This window comes from Cupriavidus sp. MPR-AND1C (genome assembly GCF_058809705.1).
Map to the genome: position 1 here is coordinate 1 of NZ_JBXASU010000087.1, position 19,073 is coordinate 19,073.

Annotated in this window: 22 protein-coding genes; 9 read left to right on the forward strand and 13 right to left on the reverse strand. The window is 67.2% G+C overall.

All coding sequences use genetic code 11. The features are described 5' to 3' along the window. Positions 1-416 (reverse strand): DNA translocase FtsK 4TM domain-containing protein (locus tag AC1RWI_RS30835; RefSeq protein WP_492870207.1); only part of this gene is annotated, 416 nt, incomplete at its 3' end. Positions 417-692: 276 nt separating this feature from the next. Between AC1RWI_RS30835 and AC1RWI_RS30840 the strand changes: the two genes are divergently transcribed. Further along, the gene (locus AC1RWI_RS30840) at positions 693-1,910 is read left to right on the forward strand and encodes an EAL domain-containing response regulator (protein ID WP_492870208.1); all 1,218 of its coding nucleotides are present in this window, start codon (positions 693-695) and stop codon (positions 1,908-1,910) included. Between the two features lie 35 nt (positions 1,911-1,945). Here the strand turns inward: AC1RWI_RS30840 and AC1RWI_RS30845 are convergent, their stop codons facing one another. Together AC1RWI_RS30845 and AC1RWI_RS30850 are read right to left on the reverse strand one after the other, a co-directional pair. Beyond that, positions 1,946-2,359, reverse strand: coding sequence for a DoxX family protein (locus tag AC1RWI_RS30845; RefSeq protein ID WP_043346532.1), 414 nt, complete (start codon positions 2,357-2,359; stop codon positions 1,946-1,948). Positions 2,360-2,499: 140 nt separating this feature from the next. Next, positions 2,500-3,456 (reverse strand): LysR family transcriptional regulator, encoded by a 957-nt coding sequence (locus AC1RWI_RS30850; protein WP_043346535.1) that lies wholly within the window; start codon positions 3,454-3,456, stop codon positions 2,500-2,502. Positions 3,457-3,605: 149 nt separating this feature from the next. Between AC1RWI_RS30850 and AC1RWI_RS30855 the strand changes: the two genes are divergently transcribed. Together AC1RWI_RS30855 and egtB are read left to right on the forward strand one after the other, a co-directional pair. Then, entirely contained in the window at positions 3,606-4,208 is a 603-nt protein-coding gene (locus tag AC1RWI_RS30855) for an FMN-dependent NADH-azoreductase (protein ID WP_492870209.1), read from the forward strand. Positions 4,209-4,549: 341 nt separating this feature from the next. Next, positions 4,550-5,839, forward strand: a complete 1,290-nt coding sequence (gene egtB / locus AC1RWI_RS30860) for an ergothioneine biosynthesis protein EgtB (protein WP_492870210.1) — start codon at positions 4,550-4,552, stop codon at positions 5,837-5,839. A gap of 53 nt (positions 5,840-5,892) precedes the next feature. Here egtB and AC1RWI_RS30865 read toward each other — a convergent pair whose 3' ends face one another. The 7 genes from AC1RWI_RS30865 to mltG all read right to left on the reverse strand — a co-directional run bounded on the left by AC1RWI_RS30865 (position 5,893) and on the right by mltG (position 11,362). After that, positions 5,893-6,582, reverse strand: coding sequence for an ankyrin repeat domain-containing protein (locus AC1RWI_RS30865; RefSeq protein WP_492870211.1), 690 nt, complete (start codon positions 6,580-6,582; stop codon positions 5,893-5,895). Between the two features lies 1 nt (position 6,583). Further along, positions 6,584-7,378: a TatD family hydrolase gene (locus AC1RWI_RS30870; protein ID WP_043346546.1), complete on the reverse strand. Its 795-nt coding sequence runs from the start codon at positions 7,376-7,378 to the stop codon at positions 6,584-6,586. Positions 7,379-7,506: 128 nt separating this feature from the next. Then, positions 7,507-8,028: a GNAT family N-acetyltransferase gene (locus AC1RWI_RS30875; protein WP_043346548.1), complete on the reverse strand. Its 522-nt coding sequence runs from the start codon at positions 8,026-8,028 to the stop codon at positions 7,507-7,509. 82 nt (positions 8,029-8,110) lie between these two features. Next, positions 8,111-8,548: a PilZ domain-containing protein gene (locus AC1RWI_RS30880; RefSeq protein ID WP_236701899.1), complete on the reverse strand. Its 438-nt coding sequence runs from the start codon at positions 8,546-8,548 to the stop codon at positions 8,111-8,113. Positions 8,549-8,612: 64 nt separating this feature from the next. Next, complete coding sequence (locus AC1RWI_RS30885; protein ID WP_492870212.1) at positions 8,613-9,620, reverse strand: DNA polymerase III subunit delta'; 1,008 nt, start codon at positions 9,618-9,620, stop codon at positions 8,613-8,615. 123 nt (positions 9,621-9,743) lie between these two features. Then, positions 9,744-10,358 (reverse strand): dTMP kinase, encoded by a 615-nt coding sequence (tmk, locus tag AC1RWI_RS30890; protein WP_043346554.1) that lies wholly within the window; start codon positions 10,356-10,358, stop codon positions 9,744-9,746. 8 nt (positions 10,359-10,366) lie between these two features. Beyond that, positions 10,367-11,362 (reverse strand): endolytic transglycosylase MltG, encoded by a 996-nt coding sequence (gene mltG, locus AC1RWI_RS30895; protein ID WP_043346557.1) that lies wholly within the window; start codon positions 11,360-11,362, stop codon positions 10,367-10,369. A gap of 188 nt (positions 11,363-11,550) precedes the next feature. On the opposite strand from mltG, the gene ygfZ reads away from it, so the two are divergent. The 3 genes from ygfZ to AC1RWI_RS30910 all read left to right on the forward strand — a co-directional run bounded on the left by ygfZ (position 11,551) and on the right by AC1RWI_RS30910 (position 13,807). Then, the gene (ygfZ, locus tag AC1RWI_RS30900) at positions 11,551-12,546 is read left to right on the forward strand and encodes a CAF17-like 4Fe-4S cluster assembly/insertion protein YgfZ (protein ID WP_043346559.1); all 996 of its coding nucleotides are present in this window, start codon (positions 11,551-11,553) and stop codon (positions 12,544-12,546) included. A 28-nt stretch (positions 12,547-12,574) separates the two neighbouring features. After that, positions 12,575-12,865 carry a DUF4936 family protein gene (locus AC1RWI_RS30905; RefSeq protein ID WP_043346561.1) on the forward strand — a complete coding sequence of 97 codons (291 nt, stop codon included), beginning with the start codon at positions 12,575-12,577 and terminating at the stop codon, positions 12,863-12,865. Between the two features lie 114 nt (positions 12,866-12,979). Then, positions 12,980-13,807 carry an NRDE family protein gene (locus AC1RWI_RS30910; protein WP_043346563.1) on the forward strand — a complete coding sequence of 276 codons (828 nt, stop codon included), beginning with the start codon at positions 12,980-12,982 and terminating at the stop codon, positions 13,805-13,807. Positions 13,808-13,818: 11 nt separating this feature from the next. Here AC1RWI_RS30910 and AC1RWI_RS30915 read toward each other — a convergent pair whose 3' ends face one another. Both AC1RWI_RS30915 and AC1RWI_RS30920 read right to left on the reverse strand, forming a co-directional pair. Continuing rightward, positions 13,819-14,301: a hypothetical protein gene (locus AC1RWI_RS30915; protein ID WP_043346565.1), complete on the reverse strand. Its 483-nt coding sequence runs from the start codon at positions 14,299-14,301 to the stop codon at positions 13,819-13,821. A gap of 93 nt (positions 14,302-14,394) precedes the next feature. Continuing rightward, positions 14,395-15,294, reverse strand: a complete 900-nt coding sequence (locus AC1RWI_RS30920) for a LysR substrate-binding domain-containing protein (protein WP_043346567.1) — start codon at positions 15,292-15,294, stop codon at positions 14,395-14,397. Between the two features lie 156 nt (positions 15,295-15,450). Between AC1RWI_RS30920 and AC1RWI_RS30925 the strand changes: the two genes are divergently transcribed. Next, positions 15,451-16,722, forward strand: a complete 1,272-nt coding sequence (locus AC1RWI_RS30925; RefSeq protein ID WP_492870218.1) for an MFS transporter — start codon at positions 15,451-15,453, stop codon at positions 16,720-16,722. Between the two features lie 19 nt (positions 16,723-16,741). On the opposite strand, the gene AC1RWI_RS30930 is transcribed toward AC1RWI_RS30925, so the two are convergent. Further along, on the reverse strand, positions 16,742-17,167 hold the full coding sequence (locus tag AC1RWI_RS30930) for a GNAT family N-acetyltransferase (RefSeq protein ID WP_043346570.1): 426 nt from the start codon (positions 17,165-17,167) through the stop codon (positions 16,742-16,744). A gap of 209 nt (positions 17,168-17,376) precedes the next feature. On the opposite strand from AC1RWI_RS30930, the gene AC1RWI_RS30935 reads away from it, so the two are divergent. Both AC1RWI_RS30935 and ltnD read left to right on the forward strand, forming a co-directional pair. Next, positions 17,377-18,129, forward strand: a complete 753-nt coding sequence (locus AC1RWI_RS30935) for a FadR/GntR family transcriptional regulator (RefSeq protein WP_043346573.1) — start codon at positions 17,377-17,379, stop codon at positions 18,127-18,129. 41 nt (positions 18,130-18,170) lie between these two features. Then, complete coding sequence (gene ltnD / locus AC1RWI_RS30940; protein ID WP_043346576.1) at positions 18,171-19,067, forward strand: L-threonate dehydrogenase; 897 nt, start codon at positions 18,171-18,173, stop codon at positions 19,065-19,067. Positions 19,068-19,073: the final 6 nt, after the last annotated feature.

Here is a 19,073-nt window from a genome sequence, read left to right on the forward strand (position 1 = left end):
GCGCGGGCGGGCGGGCGCTGGGGCGCCAGCTCGGCCTCGTCCGGCTCCGGCAGGCTGGGCTTGCGCAGGAACAGGCTGCGCCAGGTTTCGCCGAACACCATCGGCGCGGCCAGGGCCAGCACGCCCAGCATCAGCATCAGGCTGGCGCTCCAGCCGAGCATGCCGGAAACCAGGGTGCCCAGCGCGCGCCCGGCGCTGCCGCCCGACGTGCTGCCTGCCATGCCGCCCTCGCCCGCCGCGCCTGTCAGCGCTTCGAGCGAAGCGCTTGCGCACAGCACGATCAACGTGCCAAGCCATACCCGCAGCGTACCGCGTCCACTGAAGAACCGGCGCTCGCCGGCGAGCAGGCGCGCCGCCTGGCGCCACACCAGCGGCACAAGCCACAAGGTCGAAAATCCGAACCAGCCAAAACCCATTATCGAAACGCCATCATCAAATACCTCGGGCGACGATTGTAGCGGGTCTGGGCGCTGCGTTTCCGCCCAAGATGGCACTCGCAACGGAATATCGCCCGCTTTCCGGCGCCTGGCCCCCTCCCCCGCCGCGCGAACCCTGTGCGCCGACGTCGGCAAACGCCGGCGCAAAGGCGTGCCCGCCGTGCAGCATGTGCACTACTATGGACGAAGCCTGCCTCGAATCCACTCCGCCCGTTCTCATCGGCCGATTTCCATCGACCCCATCTCGAGCCAACCATGCAGACGCGCTACGCCGGACTGTCCGCCCTGGTGGTCGATGACCACCCGTTCCAATTGCTGGCGGCGGAACAGTTGCTGACCCAGCTCGGCGTCAGCGACGTGCACTGCGCCGCGGACGGCCGCATTGCGCTGGACCTGCTTGCCGCGCGCAAGGTCGACCTCGTGCTCTGCGATATCGAGATGCCGGGGCTCAACGGGCCCGGCATGATGGACGAGCTGACCCGGCGCAAGGACCACGCCTTCGCCGGCGCCCAGCCCCTGTGGGTATGGGTGTCGGCGCTGCAGGACGACATCATCGACTCCCATGTGAGCCTGGCCGATTCGGTTGGGCTCGCCCATGTGCGCGCGGTGCGCAAGCCGATCTCGGCGGTGGTGCTGGAAGAAATCCTGCAGGATGCGCTGGAGCGCGACCTCACCGCCGAAGCCCCGGCGGCGGCGCCAAGCCAGCCGGATGACCGCGAGCTGCTGGCCGCGGTGCAGACGCCCAGCGCCATCGTCATCATGCTGCAACCGCAGTTCAGGATCAGCACCGGCGCGCTGGCCGGCGCGGAAGCGCTTTGCCGCTGGCGCCATCCGACCATGGGCCTGATCCGGCCCGACCTCTTCATCCCAAGGCTCGAGGCGCTGGGCGAGGCCGATGCCATCTTCCAGCTGGCGGGCCAGCAATGCCTGTCGGTGCAGCGCCAGCTGCTGGCGCGCGGCGTGCGCATCCCGCTGAGCATCAATGCATCCGCGCAGACGCTGTGCCGGCCCGGCGTGCTTGACGCCTTCGACGCCATGGTGGAAGCCAGCGGCATGCCGCGCCAGTTGCTGAATATCGAATTGACCGAGGGCTACCCGGTCTGCGACACCCGTGCCCTGTCGATCGCGCTGAACCGCCTGCGCCTGCTCGGCTACGGCGTGGCCATCGACGATTTCGGGATCGGCATCGCCACCCTCAAGCTGCTGGCGGACCTGCCCTTCACCCAGATCAAGCTCGACCGCTCGTTCGTGGTGGCGGTGCCTGGCAACAGCCAGCGCGCGGCGATCTGCCGCAACGTCATCAACCTCGCGCGCGACCTCAAGCTGGAATGCGTGGCCGAGGGCATCGAGACCCCCGCGCAGCGCGACGCGCTGCAAGCCCTGGGCTGCGACCTTGGCCAGGGCTACCTGTGGTCCCCCGCGCTGCCGCCCGACATGTTCGTGGCCGAAACGCTGGGCCGCTGGACGCCCTGAGGACGCACTCGGGACGCCCCCAAGCGGCAGCTACACTAATTCCACTTGCCGTTGATGCCGCCCACGCTCAGGCGCCCCGCGCCCAGCAGCGCGACCGCGAGGGCGCCGCCCAGGAACATCGCTTGCAACTCAAGCGCCCAGCCGCCGGTGTCGGCCATCATGCCTAGCTGCTTCACATGGACGAGGCCCACCGCCACCAGCATGTTGACGACGACAATCAGCGCGGCGACCCGGGCCCACAAGCCAAGGATCAGCAGCACCGGCGCCACCACTTCCCCGATGTAGACACCATAGGCCAGCACCACGGGCAGGCCGGCCTGCGTCACCACCTGCGTCACGAATCCCGGCCCGGCGATAAGCTTGGAGATCCCGTGCAGCAGGATCAGCGCGCCGAGCACAATGCGCAGTACGGCCTTGCCCAGGTCCTGCGATGGCTGAGAACCACTCATGGTCGTCACTCCTTGTCCGCATCAGAAAAGCGCGAATGAGCCGCCTGCAGCCGAAGCGCCTTTGGCTCCACGCGCGGCACGCATATTTACCTTAGTGCGCCGCGCGGTGAAGGTAAAGGCACAAGTTGCGCTGGCGTGTCTCAGACCTGGCCGACGGGCCGATGCATACCCGGCTGGCGCGGCGGCTGCATGCCCGCCTTGCAGGCCGTCTCGGGCAGGATGTCGGCAAGGAAATCCAGGAAGCGCCGCAGCGCCGGCGGCATGCCCTTGCGCGAGGGAAAGACCGCGTGCAACGTCCCGACCGGCATGATCCACTGCGGCAGCAGCACCTCCAGTTCCCCGCTCTCGATGGCATCGCGGCAGAACATGCGCGGCAGCATCGCCACGCCGACGCCCGCGATGGCGGCCGCGCGCAGCAAGGCGAATTCGTCGGTGACAAGCCGCGGATCGTACGGCACGTGGATCGACTGCCCGGTATTGCAGGTCAGCGTCCAGACATGCTTGCCGTCGTGCGGCTTCTGGTTAACGCCCGGCATGCCATCCAGCGCCTCTGGCGTGCGCGGGCGGCCGATGCTGTCCAGCAGCGCCGGGCTGGCTACCAGCATGAGCGGGCTCTCGCCGTAGGTGCGCACCACCAGCGACGAGTCGTCCATCACGTCGCGCACCCGCAGTGCCAGGTCAAAGCCTTCGGCGATCACGTCCACGCGGCGGTTGGTGGCTTCCAGTTCGATGCGCACGCCGGGATTGGCCTGCATGAAATGCCCGATGGCGGGCGCCAGCAGGCTCTGGGCAATGGCCACGGGGCAGCTCACGCGCAAGGTGCCGCCGGGCTGGTCGCGAGCCTGCTCGATCACTTCGCGCGCCGCTTCGGCCTCGGCCAGCATGGCGCGGCAGCGCTCGTAGTAGGCCTCGCCGATAGGCGTCACGCGCACCTGCCGGGTGGTCCGGCGCAACAATTGCACCCCCAGGTCGCGCTCCAGCTGGGCAATGCGCCGGCTGAGCCGGGACTTCGGCACGCCGCTGGCACGGCTCGCGGCCGAAAAACTGCCGTGCTGGACCACCTGGGCAAACAGAGAAAGATCGTTCAGGTCTTGCATGGGTCATCCTTGGCAGTAGGAGCGTGCCAGGGTAGCAGCACGCCTGCGTTCTGCGCCTGGAACAATAAGTTCTATTTTGCCCCACTACCGGCATCAATGGCAGACCGCTATCTTTCATTCATCCAACCCGAACCCCAGTGGAGATGAACATGAAGATCTTGCAAATCGACTCGAGCGTACTTGGCGGCCATTCCGCTTCCCGCAGCCTGACCGCCAAGGTGGTCGCCGACCTGCGCGCCAAGCACCCCGAAGCCACCCTGACCGTGCGCGATCTGGACCAGGACGCGCCGGCGCACCTGTCCGGCGCGCTGCTGCCCGTGCTGGGCGGCCCGAAGGACGGCCTCAACGCCGTGCAGCAAAGCGAGCTGCAACGCACCGAAGCCTTCCTCAAGGAATTCCTCGAAGCCGACGTGCTGGTCGTCGGTGTGCCGCAATACAACTTCGGCATCCCCAGCCAGCTCAAGTCCTGGATCGACCGCATCGCCCAGGCTGGCCGCACCTTCAAATACACCGAGACCGGCCCGGTCGGCCTGGCCGGCGGCAAGCGCGTGATCGTGGTGTCGTCGCGCGGCGGCGTGCGCCAGGACGCCAACGCCCTGGACCTGCATGAGCAGACCGTGGATGTCGTGTTCCGTTTCCTGGGCATCACCGACATCACGTACGTGCGCGCCCACGGCCTGGCGATGGGCCCCGAAGCCCGCGAAGCCGGCCTGGCCGCCGCCAACGGCGCGGTGCAAGCCCTGGCAGCCTGATCCCGGCACGGCGGCCTCGCACCGCCCAGCCCAGCGCAAAACGCCCGCCCGCAGTCATGCCGGCGGGCGTTTTGCATTCCTGCGTTTCAGCCCTCGCGCCTTGCAGCGCTGCGCCCTGCCACGGATTCTTGCAGGCGCGAGCCGCCTATGCCCACCGCGCGATCGGGTCTATGATGGTTCCGAACGCCTGAGCGGTTTCGGTGCATTTCCATCCAGGGGGAAGCCCGCGCGGCCTTGTTGTGCAGGCCCGGGTCGGAACCTGTCCGCAATCCACACGCCACGGCCAGCCGCCGCCCAAAGCGGCATCCGCGGCGGATGCATAGTCCGATCCGGGAGCCCGCATGTCCTCTGCCCTGCTGCCAGCCAGCGCCGTGCATCCTCCGCACGAGCCAGCCCTGCTGTCCCAGTACCGCCATGTGCGCGCGGCTACCGAAGCCATGGTCGCCGACCTCACCGACGCCGACGCCACGGTGCAGTCCATGGACGACGCCAGCCCCGCCAAATGGCACCTGGCGCATACCACCTGGTTCTTCGAGGAATTCGTGCTGACGGCGCGTATCCCGGACTACGAGCCGGTCGATCCGCAGTATCGCTACCTGTTCAACTCCTACTACGAATCCGTCGGCGCCCGCCACCCGAGGCCACGCCGCGGCCTGCTGTCGCGGCCGTCACTCGACGAGATCCTGGCTTACCGCGAGGCGGTCGACGAAACCATGCTCGGGCTGCTGACCAGCGCGCAGACCGATGCCGAAGCGGCGCTGATCGAACTTGGCCTGAACCACGAACAACAGCACCAGGAGCTGCTGCTGACCGACATCCTGCATCTGTTCGCGCAAAACCCGCTCAAGCCGGCCTTCGCGCCGGAGCTGCTGGCGCCCGTGATCGCCGATCCGCGCCCGGCGCCGGAATGGATCCGCTTTGCCGGTGGCGTGGTCGCCATCGGCCATGACGGCGACGGCTTTGCCTTCGATTGCGAAGGCCCGCGGCACAACGTGCTCCTGCAGCCTTACCAGTTGTGCTCGCACCCGGTCACCAACCACCAGTGGTTTGAATTTATCGAGGATGGCGCCTACCGGACTGCCGGACTGTGGCTGTCGGATGGATGGCGCTGGGTGTGCGAACACGGCATCGAGGCACCGCTGTACTGGGAGGAGCGCGAAGGCACCTGGTGGCAAATGAGCCTGCGCGGCATGCAGCCGGTGGACCCGGATAGCCCGGTCACGCATATCAGCTTCTATGAGGCCAATGCCTTTGCCCGCTGGGCCGAGCGGCGCCTGCCAACCGAGGCGGAATGGGAGCATGCCGTGCGCAACCTGCCGGCTACCGGGAATTTTGTCGAGGGACGCGTGCTGCGGCCGCTGCCCGATCGCCAGAATACCGCCGGCGTGCTGCGGCAGATGTTCGGCGACGTGTGGGAATGGACTGCCAGCCCCTTCCAGCCCTACCCGGGCTTCCGGCCTGGCGCCGGCGCGGTGGGGGAATACAACGGCAAATTCATGTGCAGCCAGATGGTGCTGCGCGGCGGCTCCTGCGTCACGCCGGAGTCGCATATCCGCGCCAGCTACCGCAATTTCTTCTACCCGCACCAGCGCTGGCAGTTCACCGGCCTGCGCCTGGCCGACGACGCCTGAGCAGGAACCAGGCAAAAACGCGCCGGGTTTTGGCCCGGCGCGTCTTCATTAGGTCAGTTCCACCCCTTTTGTGGAGGCTGCGCGCTTAACGGCGTCTGCGGATACAGCTTCTGCCAGCGCGACTTCAGCCCTTCCGCGATCTCCTTCTGGTGATAGCGCTCGGCAAAATCGATCACGGTCATGCCCTGCTGGTTCTTCAGGCGCATGTCGGCGCCTTCGTCCAGCAGCAACTTGACCGTCTCGATATGCCCGCCGCGCGCCGCCATCATCAGCGGCGTGCTGCCATTGGGGCTTTCCGCGTCAATATAAGCCGCGTGGTCGACCAGGAACTTGACGATCTCGTTGTTGCCGTTGGTCGCGGCGTAGTGCAGCGGCGTCCAGCCAGTCTTGTTGATCTCGACCTCCATCTGGTCGACCATCAGCTTGACCAGGTCCAGTTCGTTCTGCAGGCTGGCCATCATCAGCGGTGTCTCGCCGGCCGCATTGGTCTTGTCGAAGTCGATGTCCTTGGCACGGATCAGCGCCTGCGCCACCTTCAGCGACTTCTCGCGCAATGCCACCACCAGCATGGGATTGCCCTTGGCGTCCACCAGGTTCGGATCGACCCCGCGCGCCAGCATCTTCTGGGCAGCCTTGACGTCATCGAACTCCACCGCATGGCGCATATCGTCCACAGGCGCGGCCCAGGCCACGGCGCCCGCCAGCATGGCCGCAACGGCGGCAAGGCGTCGGACGGTATTCATGTTAAGCATGAGATTTCCTATCTATATGCTTGAAAAGACGGAAAAAATTATCCGACGTATGTTCCGCGAGCGCCTCAACCGGCATGCCACGCAGGTTGGCGATGAACTCACCCACATGACGCACCCATGCGGGCTGGTTGGTCTTGCCGCGGTACGGCACGGGCGCCAGGTACGGCGAATCGGTCTCGATCAGCATGCGGTCCAGCGGGATCTTGCGCGCCGTTTCCTGCAACTCCACCGCATTCTTGAAGGTGACGATGCCGGAGAATGAAATATGAAAGCCCTCGTCCAGCGATTGCCGGGCGACCTCCCAGTTCTCGGTGAAGCAATGCATCACCCCGCCGGCTTCGCCCGCGCTTTCCTCGCGCATCACGCGCAAGGTGTCTTCGGCGGACGAACGGGTATGGATGATCAGGGGCTTGCCAGTCTGCCGCGCGGCACGGATATGGGTGCGGAAACGCTCACGCTGCCATTCCATGTCCGCGATGCTGCGGCCCTCCAGCCGGTAGTAATCGAGGCCGGTCTCGCCAGTACCGACCACCCGCGGATGCGCCGACAGCGCCAGCAGGCGCTCCAGAGTGGGCTCCTCGCCCTCCTCATAGTCGGGATGCACCCCGACGGTGGCGTACAGGTGCGGATGCTGCTCGGCGAGCGCCAGCACGCGCGGAAAATCTTCCAGCGTGACCGAAATGCACAGGGCATGCGACACCTGGTTGGCGCGCATGTTCTCCAGTAGTTCGGGCAGGCGCGCGGCCAGGTCGGGGAAATCTAGATGGCAGTGGGAATCGACAAACATTGGGGCGGTTTCCGGATAAAGACGCCGCCGCGGGCGGCGCCACCCGCCATTGTATCCGGTCGTGCCAGCGAGCCAGCGTGCCAGCGTGCCCACTGCACTGCCAGGCGGCGCCTGGCTCGCGGCCGCTTCTACTCGGCCGGCTTCGTCAGATGCCGCCCGAGGATGATCAGGTCGCGCTCGACCCCATCGAGCACAGCCACGCGCGGCAGGTTGCCCCAGCGCTCGAAGCCCAGCGAGGTGAACAGGGCCAGGCTGGGCCCGTTATGACCAAAGATGAAGCCCAGTAGCGTATTGACCCCGATCTGTGGCGCATGCGCGATGGCCTGCTGCAGCAGGTAGCGTCCCAGGCCCTGCCCGCGGCGGGTGGCGTCCAGGTAAATCGAGACTTCGGCGGTGGCGCCGTAGGCCGGGCGCCCATAAAAGTCGGAAAAACTGAGCCACCCGGCCATGCGCCCTTCACCGTCCTCGGCCACCCACAGCGGACGCCGCTCCGGCTGATGCGCATCGAACCAGGCCTGGCGCGATTCCACCGCCACGGGCTCGGTGTCCGCGGTGACCATGCGTGACGCGACGGTGCTGTTGTAGATGGCGACGATGCTGGCCAGGTCACGCTGCAGCGCGGGCCGCACGGTAAAGGCGGAATCACTCATTGTTGAATTTCTTCTCGGATGGACCAGAAAACCTGGCAAAAATCAACCATATCAAATACTTATGCCAGACAGCTGATGTCGGTTATAACGTCTGGCTGGGCCGACCGGACTCAATGGTCTTGCCCAGGATCTCTTCCACCGCGCGGCGCAGGTTGCGGCCGTTGTCGTCATCCGGCAGGTGAATCCCGATGCCGGGCGTCTTGTTGGGCGTGCCGACCGGGGTAATCCATGCCACGTGGCCGGCAATCTGGTACTTCTGCGGCCGGTCCACCAGCGAAAGCACCAGGAAGACCTGCTCGCCCAGCCGGAAGGGCCGGTTGCTCGGGACAAAGATGCCGCCGCGGTGCAGGAACGGCATGTAGGCCGCATAGAGACCCGCCTGGTCCTTGATCGACAGCGAAAGCACGTTGGGCCGGGAAGCTGCACCCGGCACCGTCGGCGCCCCGATACCGCCGGCGGCGGCCAAGCCTGCGGCTCCGGGAACGCTGGCGCCCCGTGCCCCTGTCACCTCTGTATTCATGACTGACCCCTTGTTACTGACTGTTGGCCTTCAGGCCATATTGGATTTGTTCAACGTCTTGGGCTTACTGAAACAACTGCCGGTATTCCAGAAACACGGCCTCCATCACCAGCCGGGCCGCCAGCGGATGGTTCTCGCTGCGGCGATGGCCCACCAGGCGCGTGGAGAACGCCTGCAACCGGTGAGCATCGGTTGCCTGTGCGCAACGCGCCAGGGCTGCCTGCTCGCGCGGAAAATAACGCGGCCCCGGCGTTGCGGCCAAGCGGGCCGACAGCAGATCGTACGTCCAGCGCTGCAGGATGCCAAGCACCGACGGCACCGGCAGCTTCTGCACCTGCTCGGCCGCCGCCAGCGCATCGAAGCCAGCGCCTGCGCCAAGCTGGCTCACCAGCCAGCGCTGCATCGGCTGCTCCTCGGCCTCGGCGGCATGCAGCGCGGTCAGCGGGGAGCCACCGGCCAGCGCCAGCTGCGCCTCGGCGTCTCCCACGCCCTGGCTGCTCAGCCAGCGCATGGCCGCATCGGCCGTGGGCCGTTGCACGGAAAACTGGCGGCAACGCGACAGGATGGTGGGCAGCACACGATCCAGCCGGTCTGTCACCAGCAGGAACACGGTGGACGGCGGCGGCTCCTCCAGCGTCTTGAGCAAGGCGTTGGCGCCCTCATGCTGCAAGGCGTCGAGGGGATACACCACCACCAGGCGCAAGCCGGCGCGGTGCGTGCCGATGCCGACCGTTTCAATCAGGGCCCGCACCTGCTCCATGCGGATGACCTTGCTGGGCGTTTTCTTCTTGCCGCTTTCATCCGTCTGCACTTCGTCCGTCGCCTCCATGGCCTCCGGGCGCACCACGCTGAAGTCCGGGTGGTTGCCTTGGCTGAACCAGTGGCAGGCCGAGCATGTGCCGCAAGGCTGCCCGTCGGGGCGCGGCGTCTCGCACAGCAGACCCTGGGCAAAATGCAGCGCCAGGTCGCGTTTGCCGATGCCTTGCTGGCCGTGAATGAGCAAGGCATGCGGGAGCCGCTCGCGCAGCGCGTTCAGCCGTTGCCAGTCTTCTTTCTGCCAGGGATAAAGCATGCGGATCAGTGAGTTAGGGTTGAAACCTGGTGTAACTATGCACGTGAGGCGAGCGACGGGCGATGGCAGGCTCGGCCAACCCCATTACTATCGATATCGATATTCCCGAATCACGCTGCCAATTCAAAGTGTTGCGAGGATTTTCTCAAGCTCTACCTGAATCTCAGGAATGCTCCGGGTCGCGTCGATGACCCGGAAACGCTGCGCAGACTCCGCCGCGCGGCGCAGGTATTCCTGCCGCGTGCGCTCGAAGAAGGCACGCGACTCGGCCTCGAACTTGTCGGGCTCGCGTGCGCCGGCCAGGCGCGCGCTGGCGGTTTCCAGCGGCACATCGAACAACAGCGTCAGATCGGGCTGCAGACCATCCTGCACCCAGGTCTCCAGCACCTCCAGCCGTGCGCGCGGCAGGCCCCGGCCACCGCCCTGGTAGGCAAAGGTGGCATCGGTGAAGCGGTCGGAAACCACCCAGTCACCGCGCGTCAGCGCGGGTTCGATGACTTCGGCAATATGTTCGCGGCGGGCGGCGAACATCAGCAAGGCTTCGGTTTCGAGATGCATCTTGCGGTGCAGCAGCAACTGCCGCAGATCCTCGCCAAGCGGAGTGCCGCCGGGCTCGCGGGTGGTGACGACCGATGCGTGACCTGCCAGGCGGGCGCGCAGGCGGTCCGCCACCCACTCCACGTGGGTGCTCTTGCCGGCACCGTCGATGCCTTCGAATGTGATGAATTTTCCGCGCATGGGGAGACTTATTTGCCGCGCTGGTATTTATCTACCGCGCGGTTGTGTTCGGGAAGCGAGTTGGAGAAATGGCTGCTGCCGTCGCCGCGCGCCACGAAATACAGTGCGTCGGACGGGGCCGGCGCGGTGGCGGCGGCCAGCGAGGCCAGCCCGGGCAACGCGATCGGGGTGGGCGGCAGGCCGTTGCGCGTGTAGGTATTGTAAGGGGTGTCGGACTGCAGGTCGCGCTTGCGGATATTGCCCTCGAACGCCTCGCCCATGCCGTAGATCACCGTGGGATCGGTCTGCAGCATCATGCCCTTCCTGAGCCGGTTGACGAACACGGCCGCAATCAGCGGGCGCTCGGCCGGCTGGCCGGTTTCCTTCTCCACGATCGAGGCCATGATCAGCGCCTCATAGGGCGACTTGTACGGCAGGTCAGGCGCCCTGGCGTTCCAGGCGTCTGTCAGGCGCCGCTGCATGGCGCGATAGGCATGCTTGTACAGTTCAAGATCGCTGCTGCCGCGGGCAAACAAGTAGGTGTCGGGGAAAAACAGGCCCTCCGGCGCCGGCTCCGGCGCACCGATGGCCTTCATCAGTTCCACGTCCGACAAGCCTCGGCTATCGTGCTTGAGCGCCGGATGCGCATCCACGGCAGCGCGCATCTTGCGGAATTCCCAGCCTTCGATGACGGTCAGCACATAGTGGTTGACCTCGCCCCGGGCGATCTTGCCGATCACCGACAGCGGCGTGGCACTGCTGTCGAACTCATAGCCGCCGGCCTTGAGGTCGGCGCCGTGGCCGGTAAGCCGCACCAGCAGCGCGAACAGGCGGGGGTCCATCCGCACCCCGCCACGCTGGATCTGGCGGCCAACGCTTGCCACGCTGGAATTGGGCTTGATCACCACCTCAATGGGCGAGGCTGTCAGCGCGAGCGGACGATTGGCCCACCAGGCAAAGGCGCCGGCGGCGGCAATCGTGAAAATCACGGCGACCAGCAGCAGCCGCAGGAAAAGACGTTTCATGTAAAAGAGAAAGTAGCGGCGCACAATGCACCGCGGCAAAGCCGGGATGCCCGGTGTCGGCCATGGGCATCCCGGCTGAAATGGCGACAGCCTCATATAATACCGGGAGCCTTGCACCTTTAGCCGCTTGTAGCTCCTTGCACCTTCCATCCGGCGCGCCCGTGCGCGCCTTGCCTGCGATACCTGCCATGAATGCCCCTGCCCCAGACCGTGCCACCCAGTTCGAAGCCGTGCGCCAAAGCGGAGTCGTCTGCCGACCCGCGCACCAGGGCCTGATCCGGGTTGCCGGCGAAGACGCCGGCAGTTTCCTGCATACCCAGCTGACCAATGCCGTGGATGACCTGGACACCGGCGCCGCCCGCCTGGCCGGCTACTGCTCGCCCAAGGGACGGCTGCTGGCCAGCTTCCTGATGTGGCGTGACGAGGAAGGCATCGTGCTCCAGCTGTCCGCCGACCTGCAGCCCGCTATCCAGAAGCGCTTGTCGATGTTCGTGCTGCGCGCCAAGGCCAAGCTGTCCGATCTCACGCCGGCTCGCGCCGTGCTGGGTGTGGCAGGTGCCAGTGGCGCCGCCGCCCTGCAGGCGGCCGGCCTGCCCGCACCGGCCGCGCCCTGGGCCAGCGCCGCGGCCGCCAGCGCCACCGTGATCCGGCTGCCCGACGGCGCCGGGCTGCCGCGCTGGCAGGTGGTCCTGCCGGCCGAGCAGGCCGACGAAGTCCAGGCCGCGCTGTCGGCGCAGCTGGTGCCGGTGGATGCCGCGGTGTGGGACTGGCTGGAGGTGCAAGCCGGCGTGCCGCGCATCGCCGCGGCCACGCAGGAGCAATTCGTGCCTCAGATGATCAACCTGGAACTGGTCGGCGGCGTGAGCTTTCGCAAGGGCTGCTATCCGGGCCAGGAAATCGTCGCGCGCAGCCAGTACCGCGGCACGCTCAAACGACGCATGTGGCTGATCCATGGCGAAGGCGAAGTGCCGGGCGCGGCCACGGAGATCTTCCGCCCCGAGGATCCTGAGCAGCCCTGCGGCATGGTGGTCAATGCTGCCGCCGCGCCACAAGGCGGCTGGGACGGCCTGGCCGAACTGAAGATCGACGCGGCGGGTGGCGCCCTGCACCTGGGCAGCGCCGCCGGCAGCGCGGTGCGCGTCGGTGAGCTGCCCTATGCGGTCCCCTTCGGCGACGCCGCCTGATGAACCCTTGGCAACACTGGGAATAGCCATGAGCGACCACCTGTACGTCTATTTCCGGGTACCGGAAGCCCGTGCCGATGAGGCCATCGCACACTGGCACAGCTGGATGGAGACCGTTGCCGAAGCGAGCGGAATTGGTGGTACGCTCTTACGCAGGCCCGAGGCGCGCGACGGCATGCAGACCTGGATGGAAGCCTACGCCGATGTGCCGCCAGCCTTCGACCAGTTGCTCGACGGGCTATGGCGGCAAAGCGGGCTGCAGCAGTGGATCAGCGGCGAGCGGCAGGTGGAGCGCTTTGTCGATATCGACCAGCTCTGAGGGTGGCCGTGGAACGGCCCCGCCGAGATGGTCCCTGAATGACGAAGCCGATGATCGAATCGCAGTCAATGCAGTGAATGCGGCAATCGCAGTGAATGCAGCAAAGGAAGCGCTATGTGCTTGATTCTGGTGGCCTGGCAATCGCACCCGGACTATGCCCTGGTGGTGGCCGGCAACCGCGACGAGTTTTATGCCCGCCCGGCGGCGCCCGTGCATTGGTGGGAAGACGCCCCCCAGGTGCTGGCCGGCCGCGACATGGCGGAAGTGATCGGCGAGCCAGGCACCTGGATGGGCTTGGCCGGCGACGGCCGCTTTGCCGCCCTGACCAACTACCGCGCCCCGTCCGAGAAACGCACCGATGCGCGCTCGCGCGGTGAGCTGGTTGCCGGCTTCCTGCGTGGCGACAGCGATCCGCAATCCTATCTGGCCGGGCTGGCGCCCCGCACCGGCGCTTACAACGGCTTCAACTTGCTGGCGTGCGACCTGCGCGAACTCTGGTGGTACAGCAACCGCGGCGCCTCGCCCAATCCGCAGCGCCTCAAGCCTGGCATCTATGGTCTGTCCAACGCCTTGCTGGATACGCCGTGGCCCAAGGTGCGCAGCCGCGTCGGCGCGCTCGCCGAAACACTCGCCGCCGACACCGGCTTGGCCGGCGCCAGCATCGAACCCTATCTCGAGCTGCTGGCCAACGATCGCCAGGCCTTGGATTGCGAGCTTCCGCGCACGGGGGTGACCCCGGAGTGGGAAAAGCTGCTGTCCTCCGCCTTCATCCGCTCGCCCAGCTATGGCACCCGCGCCAGCACCGTGCTGCGCGTGCGCCATGACGGCCGCTTCGAGCTTAGCGAACGCAGCTTCGACGCCAACGGCCGCACCGGCGAAGTGTCCTACCGTGGGCACCTGCGCGTTGCCCGCGACGCCGGCTCGGTGCAAGCGCCGCGCTAAGGCGGGCGCGCTCAGTACTGCCGGGCCGCCAGGCCGGTCGGGCGCAATGCCACGTTCAGCGCCCGGATCGCGGCGGGGTCATTGCGCACCACCAGCAGCCATGCATCCTCGAAGTGCCCGATCTCCAGCAATTGCATGCCGTGCGGCGCCAGTTCGCGGTTGACGTGCGCCAGGTAGAGCGCAGCAGGCTCCATATCGAAATCGTTGTCGTCGCCACCTAGCGGAATGCCGTCTTCGTCATAGAGATCGTCGACGTCGATGGCCGAGACACCCGCCGCGCGCAGCGTGGCGAGGCGCGCCACGGCCTGCACGCCCAGCGTGCTGAACTCCCGCCAGTCCACCTTGACCAGGCAGTGCTCCGCCAGCCAGGGCCGCAACCATGCCGAGAGCAGGTTTTCGCCGGCGGGCGGTTCGCCCGCCGGCGCACGGTCGAGGTCAAGGGCGGGCGTGGCATCGGCCAGGGCCTGGAGCAGGCGGGAACGGATTTCAGACATAGACAAGATCAACGCGAAAGCGGCGGCAAAAACAAAGACCGCGATGGTACAGCGTAGGCGGCTGGCTGCAAGCCCCGCAAGTTATCGCTCCATTCAGGCCACGGCCGCCAGCCTGGCCGGCAATGCAGCCCGAACCGCCTCGCTCACGATGCCTGCCAGCCGCGTGGCGGGTGCCTCCAGCTCGGCATCCTTGCGGTAAAGCGCAAGCGCCAGCGAGGGCAACTCAGGCAGCCCGCCCTCGCCCGGCTCCCAGGCCCGCACGGAAGGTGGCAAGCCCATGCCGGTGCGGATGGTCAGCCCCAGCCCGGCCGCCGTCCCCGCCCACAAGCCGCCCAGGCTCGCGCTGCTGAAAGCCACCCGCCAGGCAATGCCGGCGCGGTCCAGGGCGGCCGTGCCCGCGGAGCGGAAACGGCATGGCGGCTCGAACGCCACCAAGGGCAGCGGGCCGTTGCCTTGCCATGGCGCACGCGCGGCGGCGGGCCCGATCCAGCGCATCGGCAACAGCGCCACCTGCTCCACATGCGGCATGCGCACGCCATCGTCCCACGCCAGCGCCAGGTCCAGGCGGCCGGCGGCCACGCTGTCCAGCAGCTCGGTGTTGCGCGCCACGCGTGCCTCGATCTTCACCTTGGGGTGCGCGCGGGCGAACCGACCGAGCACCTCGGGCAGCAGCACCTCGCCAAAGTCCTGCTGCAGGCCGAACCGCACCCAGCCTTCCAGCGCCACGCCGTGCACGGCGGCGGCAGCCTCGTCGTTGAGCTCCAGCAGCCTGCGGGCATAGGCCAGCATGGTCTCGCCCGCCTCCGTCAGCGCCAGCCCCCGCCCGGCCTTGCGAAAGATCGCCGTGCCCGCCTGTTCCTCCAGCTTCTTGAGCTGCGCGCTGACCGCCGAGGTGGAGCGGCCCAGCCGGTCGGCGGCCCGGGCATAGCTGCCAAGCTCCATGCCGACAACGAAGCTGCGCAGCACATCAAGGTCGAAGTTCACCGCTGCCATGTCAAACCATCCTGTTATTTGGGATGTTTAATCAATAATTATCTGATATTCAGGATCATTCTGCGGCGGCAGAATCAGGGCGTCAAGGCTTGCATATGCCGTTTTCCCAAGGATGATCCCGTGCCCCGTGCTCCCGCCCCACTCCCGTTTGCCGCTGTGCCTGGCCCTGCCGGCGCAGCCCTCGCCCCGCGCCATGGCCCGGGCCATCGCTGGAAAGTGCTGGCCCTCGGCGTCGCGGCCAATGCCAGCTTTGCCGCGGCGTTCTCGGGCATTCCCACCACGGCAGTGCTGATGCGCGCCGGCTACCGGATCAGCGATGGCGAGCTGGGTTTCTGCCTGGGCATGATGGGACTTGGCATTGCGGCGAGCGAAGTGCCGTGGGGCTTGGTGACCGACCGCTGGGGCGACCGCCGCGTGCTGCTGACCGGCTTGATGGCCACCGCGCTGTGGCTGGCGTTGATGGCGGTGTTCGTGGCGCCGCTGCCCGGCCATATCCCGGGCAACGCCGCGCTGGCGCTAGGCCTGTTGGGGCTGGGCCTGCTGGGCGGCAGCGTCAACGGCTCCAGCGGCCGCGCCGTGATGGCATGGTTCCGCGAAGGCGAACGGGGCCTGGCCATGAGCATCCGCCAGACCGCGGTGCCCGCCAGCGGCGGGATTGGCGCGCTGATGCTGCCGCTGCTGGCGCAGTCCTTTGGCTTTGCCGCCGTCTACGGCGCGCTGGCGGTCTTCTGTGGCGTCACCGCGGCCTTTGCCTGGCACTGGATGCACGAGCCGCCGGCCGAGCCTGCGCGCGCTACGCTGCCGGCAAGCGGCGCGCACGGCAAGGCAGGGGCCGGCCCGCTGAGAAGCGCGCAGGTCTGGCGGCTGGTGAGCGGCATGGGCCTGATGTGCGTGCCGCAAGTGGCTGTGCTGACGTTCGCAACGGTCTTCCTGCACGATTTCAGCCACGTCGGCATTGCCGCGGCGGGCATGGCCGTGGCGGCGGTTCAGGCAGGCGCTGCCGTCATGCGGGTGTGGAGCGGCCGCTGGACCGACCGCCATGGCAACCGCCGCGCCTATATGCGCGCCTGCAGCTTGCTGACCTTGCTTGTGTTCGCCACGCTGGCAGGGCTGACCTGGCTGTGTGCCGCCGCACCGGACTGGCACGCCTTGCTGACGCCGGTGCTGATGGCATGCCTGGTGCTGGGCGGCATCTGCACGTCAGCCTGGCATGGCGTGGCCTTCACCGAGCTGGCGACGATCGCGGGCGCCAGCCGCGCAGGCACCGCGCTCGGGCTGGGCAATACCTTTGCGTTTTCGGGCTTTTTCCTGGTGCCGCTGGCGATCCCGGCGATGGCCGCCGGCTATGGCTGGGCGGCCGTGTGGCTGGCGGCCAGCGTCAGCGCGCTATTGGCGCTGCCCTTGTTTGCTCGTCAGGCTCGCGCCTGACGACAACCGCCCGTGGCGTTCAGCGCAGCAATTTGCGCATTTCCACGTGAGCAATGCCGGCCTCTTCAAATTCCTCGCCGACCTGCTCGAAGCCCACACGCGCGTAGAACGGTGCCGCATAGCGCTGCGCATTGAGCACCAGCTCAGGGTAGCCAAGCTCCGCGGCCTTGGCCATCAGCGCATCCAGCACCATGGCGCCGACGCCGCTGCCACGCGCGGGCTTGAGCACCGCCATGCGGCCGATGTGGCCATCCGGCAGCAGGCGGCCTGTGGCCAGCGCGCTGCCGTCCTCGGCCAGCGCCAGGGCGTGCCAGCTCGGCTCATCCCATTCATCCCATTCCAGCTCCACCGGCACGCCCTGTTCTTCGACGAAGACGGCATAGCGGATGGCGCGCGCAGTATCGCGGGCTTCGGACCAGGGGGCGAGGCGGATGGTGATCGTCATGGTTGTTCGGTGCGCAAAGCGCAAGGCGGTGAAAAAACGGCCAGAGGGGCGGCCGTCATGATACTCCGGCCACGGCGCCGGCAACCGATGCCGACCACTGCTGCAATGCAGCATTAAGGAAAGGGATAGGGGTAGGGGTAATTCCCGATCCGCATTCTTCCCGGAAAATTTGTATGATGACCATATTACCTAATCACCTGAGGCCTCCCGTGTTCCAGAAAGTCCCGGCCCGAGCCCTGACAGACACCGTTGCTGAGCAACTGCTGGAGAAGATCGAAAGCGGCGCTTTCGGCCGCGGCGACAAGCTGCCCACGGAGGCGGTACTGTCCGAGGAGTTCGGCGTCAGCCGCACCGTGATCCGCGAAGCCATCGCCCGGCTGCGCCACGAAGGCGTGGTGGAGTCGCGCCAGGGCAGCGGCGTGTTCGTCACCGAGCAGGCCGGCATCCGGCCGCTGCGGATCGACTACACCGATGTGGCCACGCTCGAATCGGTGCTGCAGATCGTGGAACTGCGCCGGGCCATCGAGGCCGAGGTGGCCGCACAGGCTGCGCGCGAGCGCACCGATGCCAGCATGATGGCCATCGACGCCGCGCTGGCGCGCATCGACGCCGAGGAATCCGCCGGCGGCGATGGCGTGGCGGCCGACGTGGCCTTTCACCGGACCATCGCCGAAGCCACCGGCAACCCGTTTTTTCTCAAGACGCTGGCGTTCCTGAGCCAGTACCTGGAAACCGCCACCCGCGTGACCCGTACCAACGAGGCACGCCGGGCGGACTTCTCGCGCCAGGTGCGCGAGGAACACCAGGCCATCGTGGCCGCCATCCGCGCCGGCGACGCGCTGGCCGCGCGCAACGCGGCCGAGACCCATATGTACAACGCGGCGCGGCGCCTGTCCCATGGCGGGCAGCCCGAGACCGCCACCGACCTTGCCGACGCGCCCGCGCGCGGCCTTTCCCACTGATCGACTGATCCGCTGATCACAGCCCCCTGGCAGGAGTCTTCATGAGCAAATCAATTGGCGTCATCGGCCTCGGCGCGATGGGCAACGGCGTAGCGCACAGCCTGCTGCGCGCCGGCTTCAAGGTACATGCCTGCGACCTGCGGCCCGACGTGCTGCAGCGCTTTGCCGACGCGGGGGGCATCCCCTGCGCCAGCCCGGCCGAGCTCGGCGGCAAATGCGATGTGGTGGTTACGCTGGTGGTCAACGCCGCGCAGACCGAGGCCGTGCTGTTCGGCGAACAAGGCGCGGCAAGCGGCCTGCGCCCCGGCACGCTGGTGATCGCCAGCGCGACGGTGCCGCCGAGCTTCGCCGAGGCACTGGGCAAGCGGCTGGGCGAGCGCGGCATCCTGCTGCTGGACGCACCGGTCTCCGGTGGCGCCGCCCGCGCCGCCAGCGGCGAAATGACCATGATGACTTCTGGCCCGGCCGAGGCCTATGCGCTGGCCGAGGACGTGCTGGCCGCCATGGCCGGCAAGGTCTACCGCCTGGGCGACGCGCATGGCGCCGGCTCCAAGGTGAAGATCATCAACCAGCTGTTGGCTGGCGTGCATATCGCCGCAGCGGCAGAAGCCATGGCGCTGGGTCTGCGTGAAGGCGTGGATGCCGATGCCCTGTATGAAGTCATCACCCACAGCGCGGGCAATTCGTGGATGTTCGAGAACCGCGTGCCGCATATCCTGTCGGGAGACTACACGCCGCTGTCCGCGGTCGATATCTTCGTCAAGGACCTCGGCCTGGTGCTCGATACCGCGCGCACCAGCAAGTTCCCGCTGCCGCTGTCGGCCGCGGCGCACCAGATGTTCATGATGGCATCCAGCGCGGGACACGGCGGCGAGGACGATTCCGCCGTGATCAAGATATTTCCCGGCATCGAGCTGCCGGCGAAAAAGGCTGAGTGAGGCAAG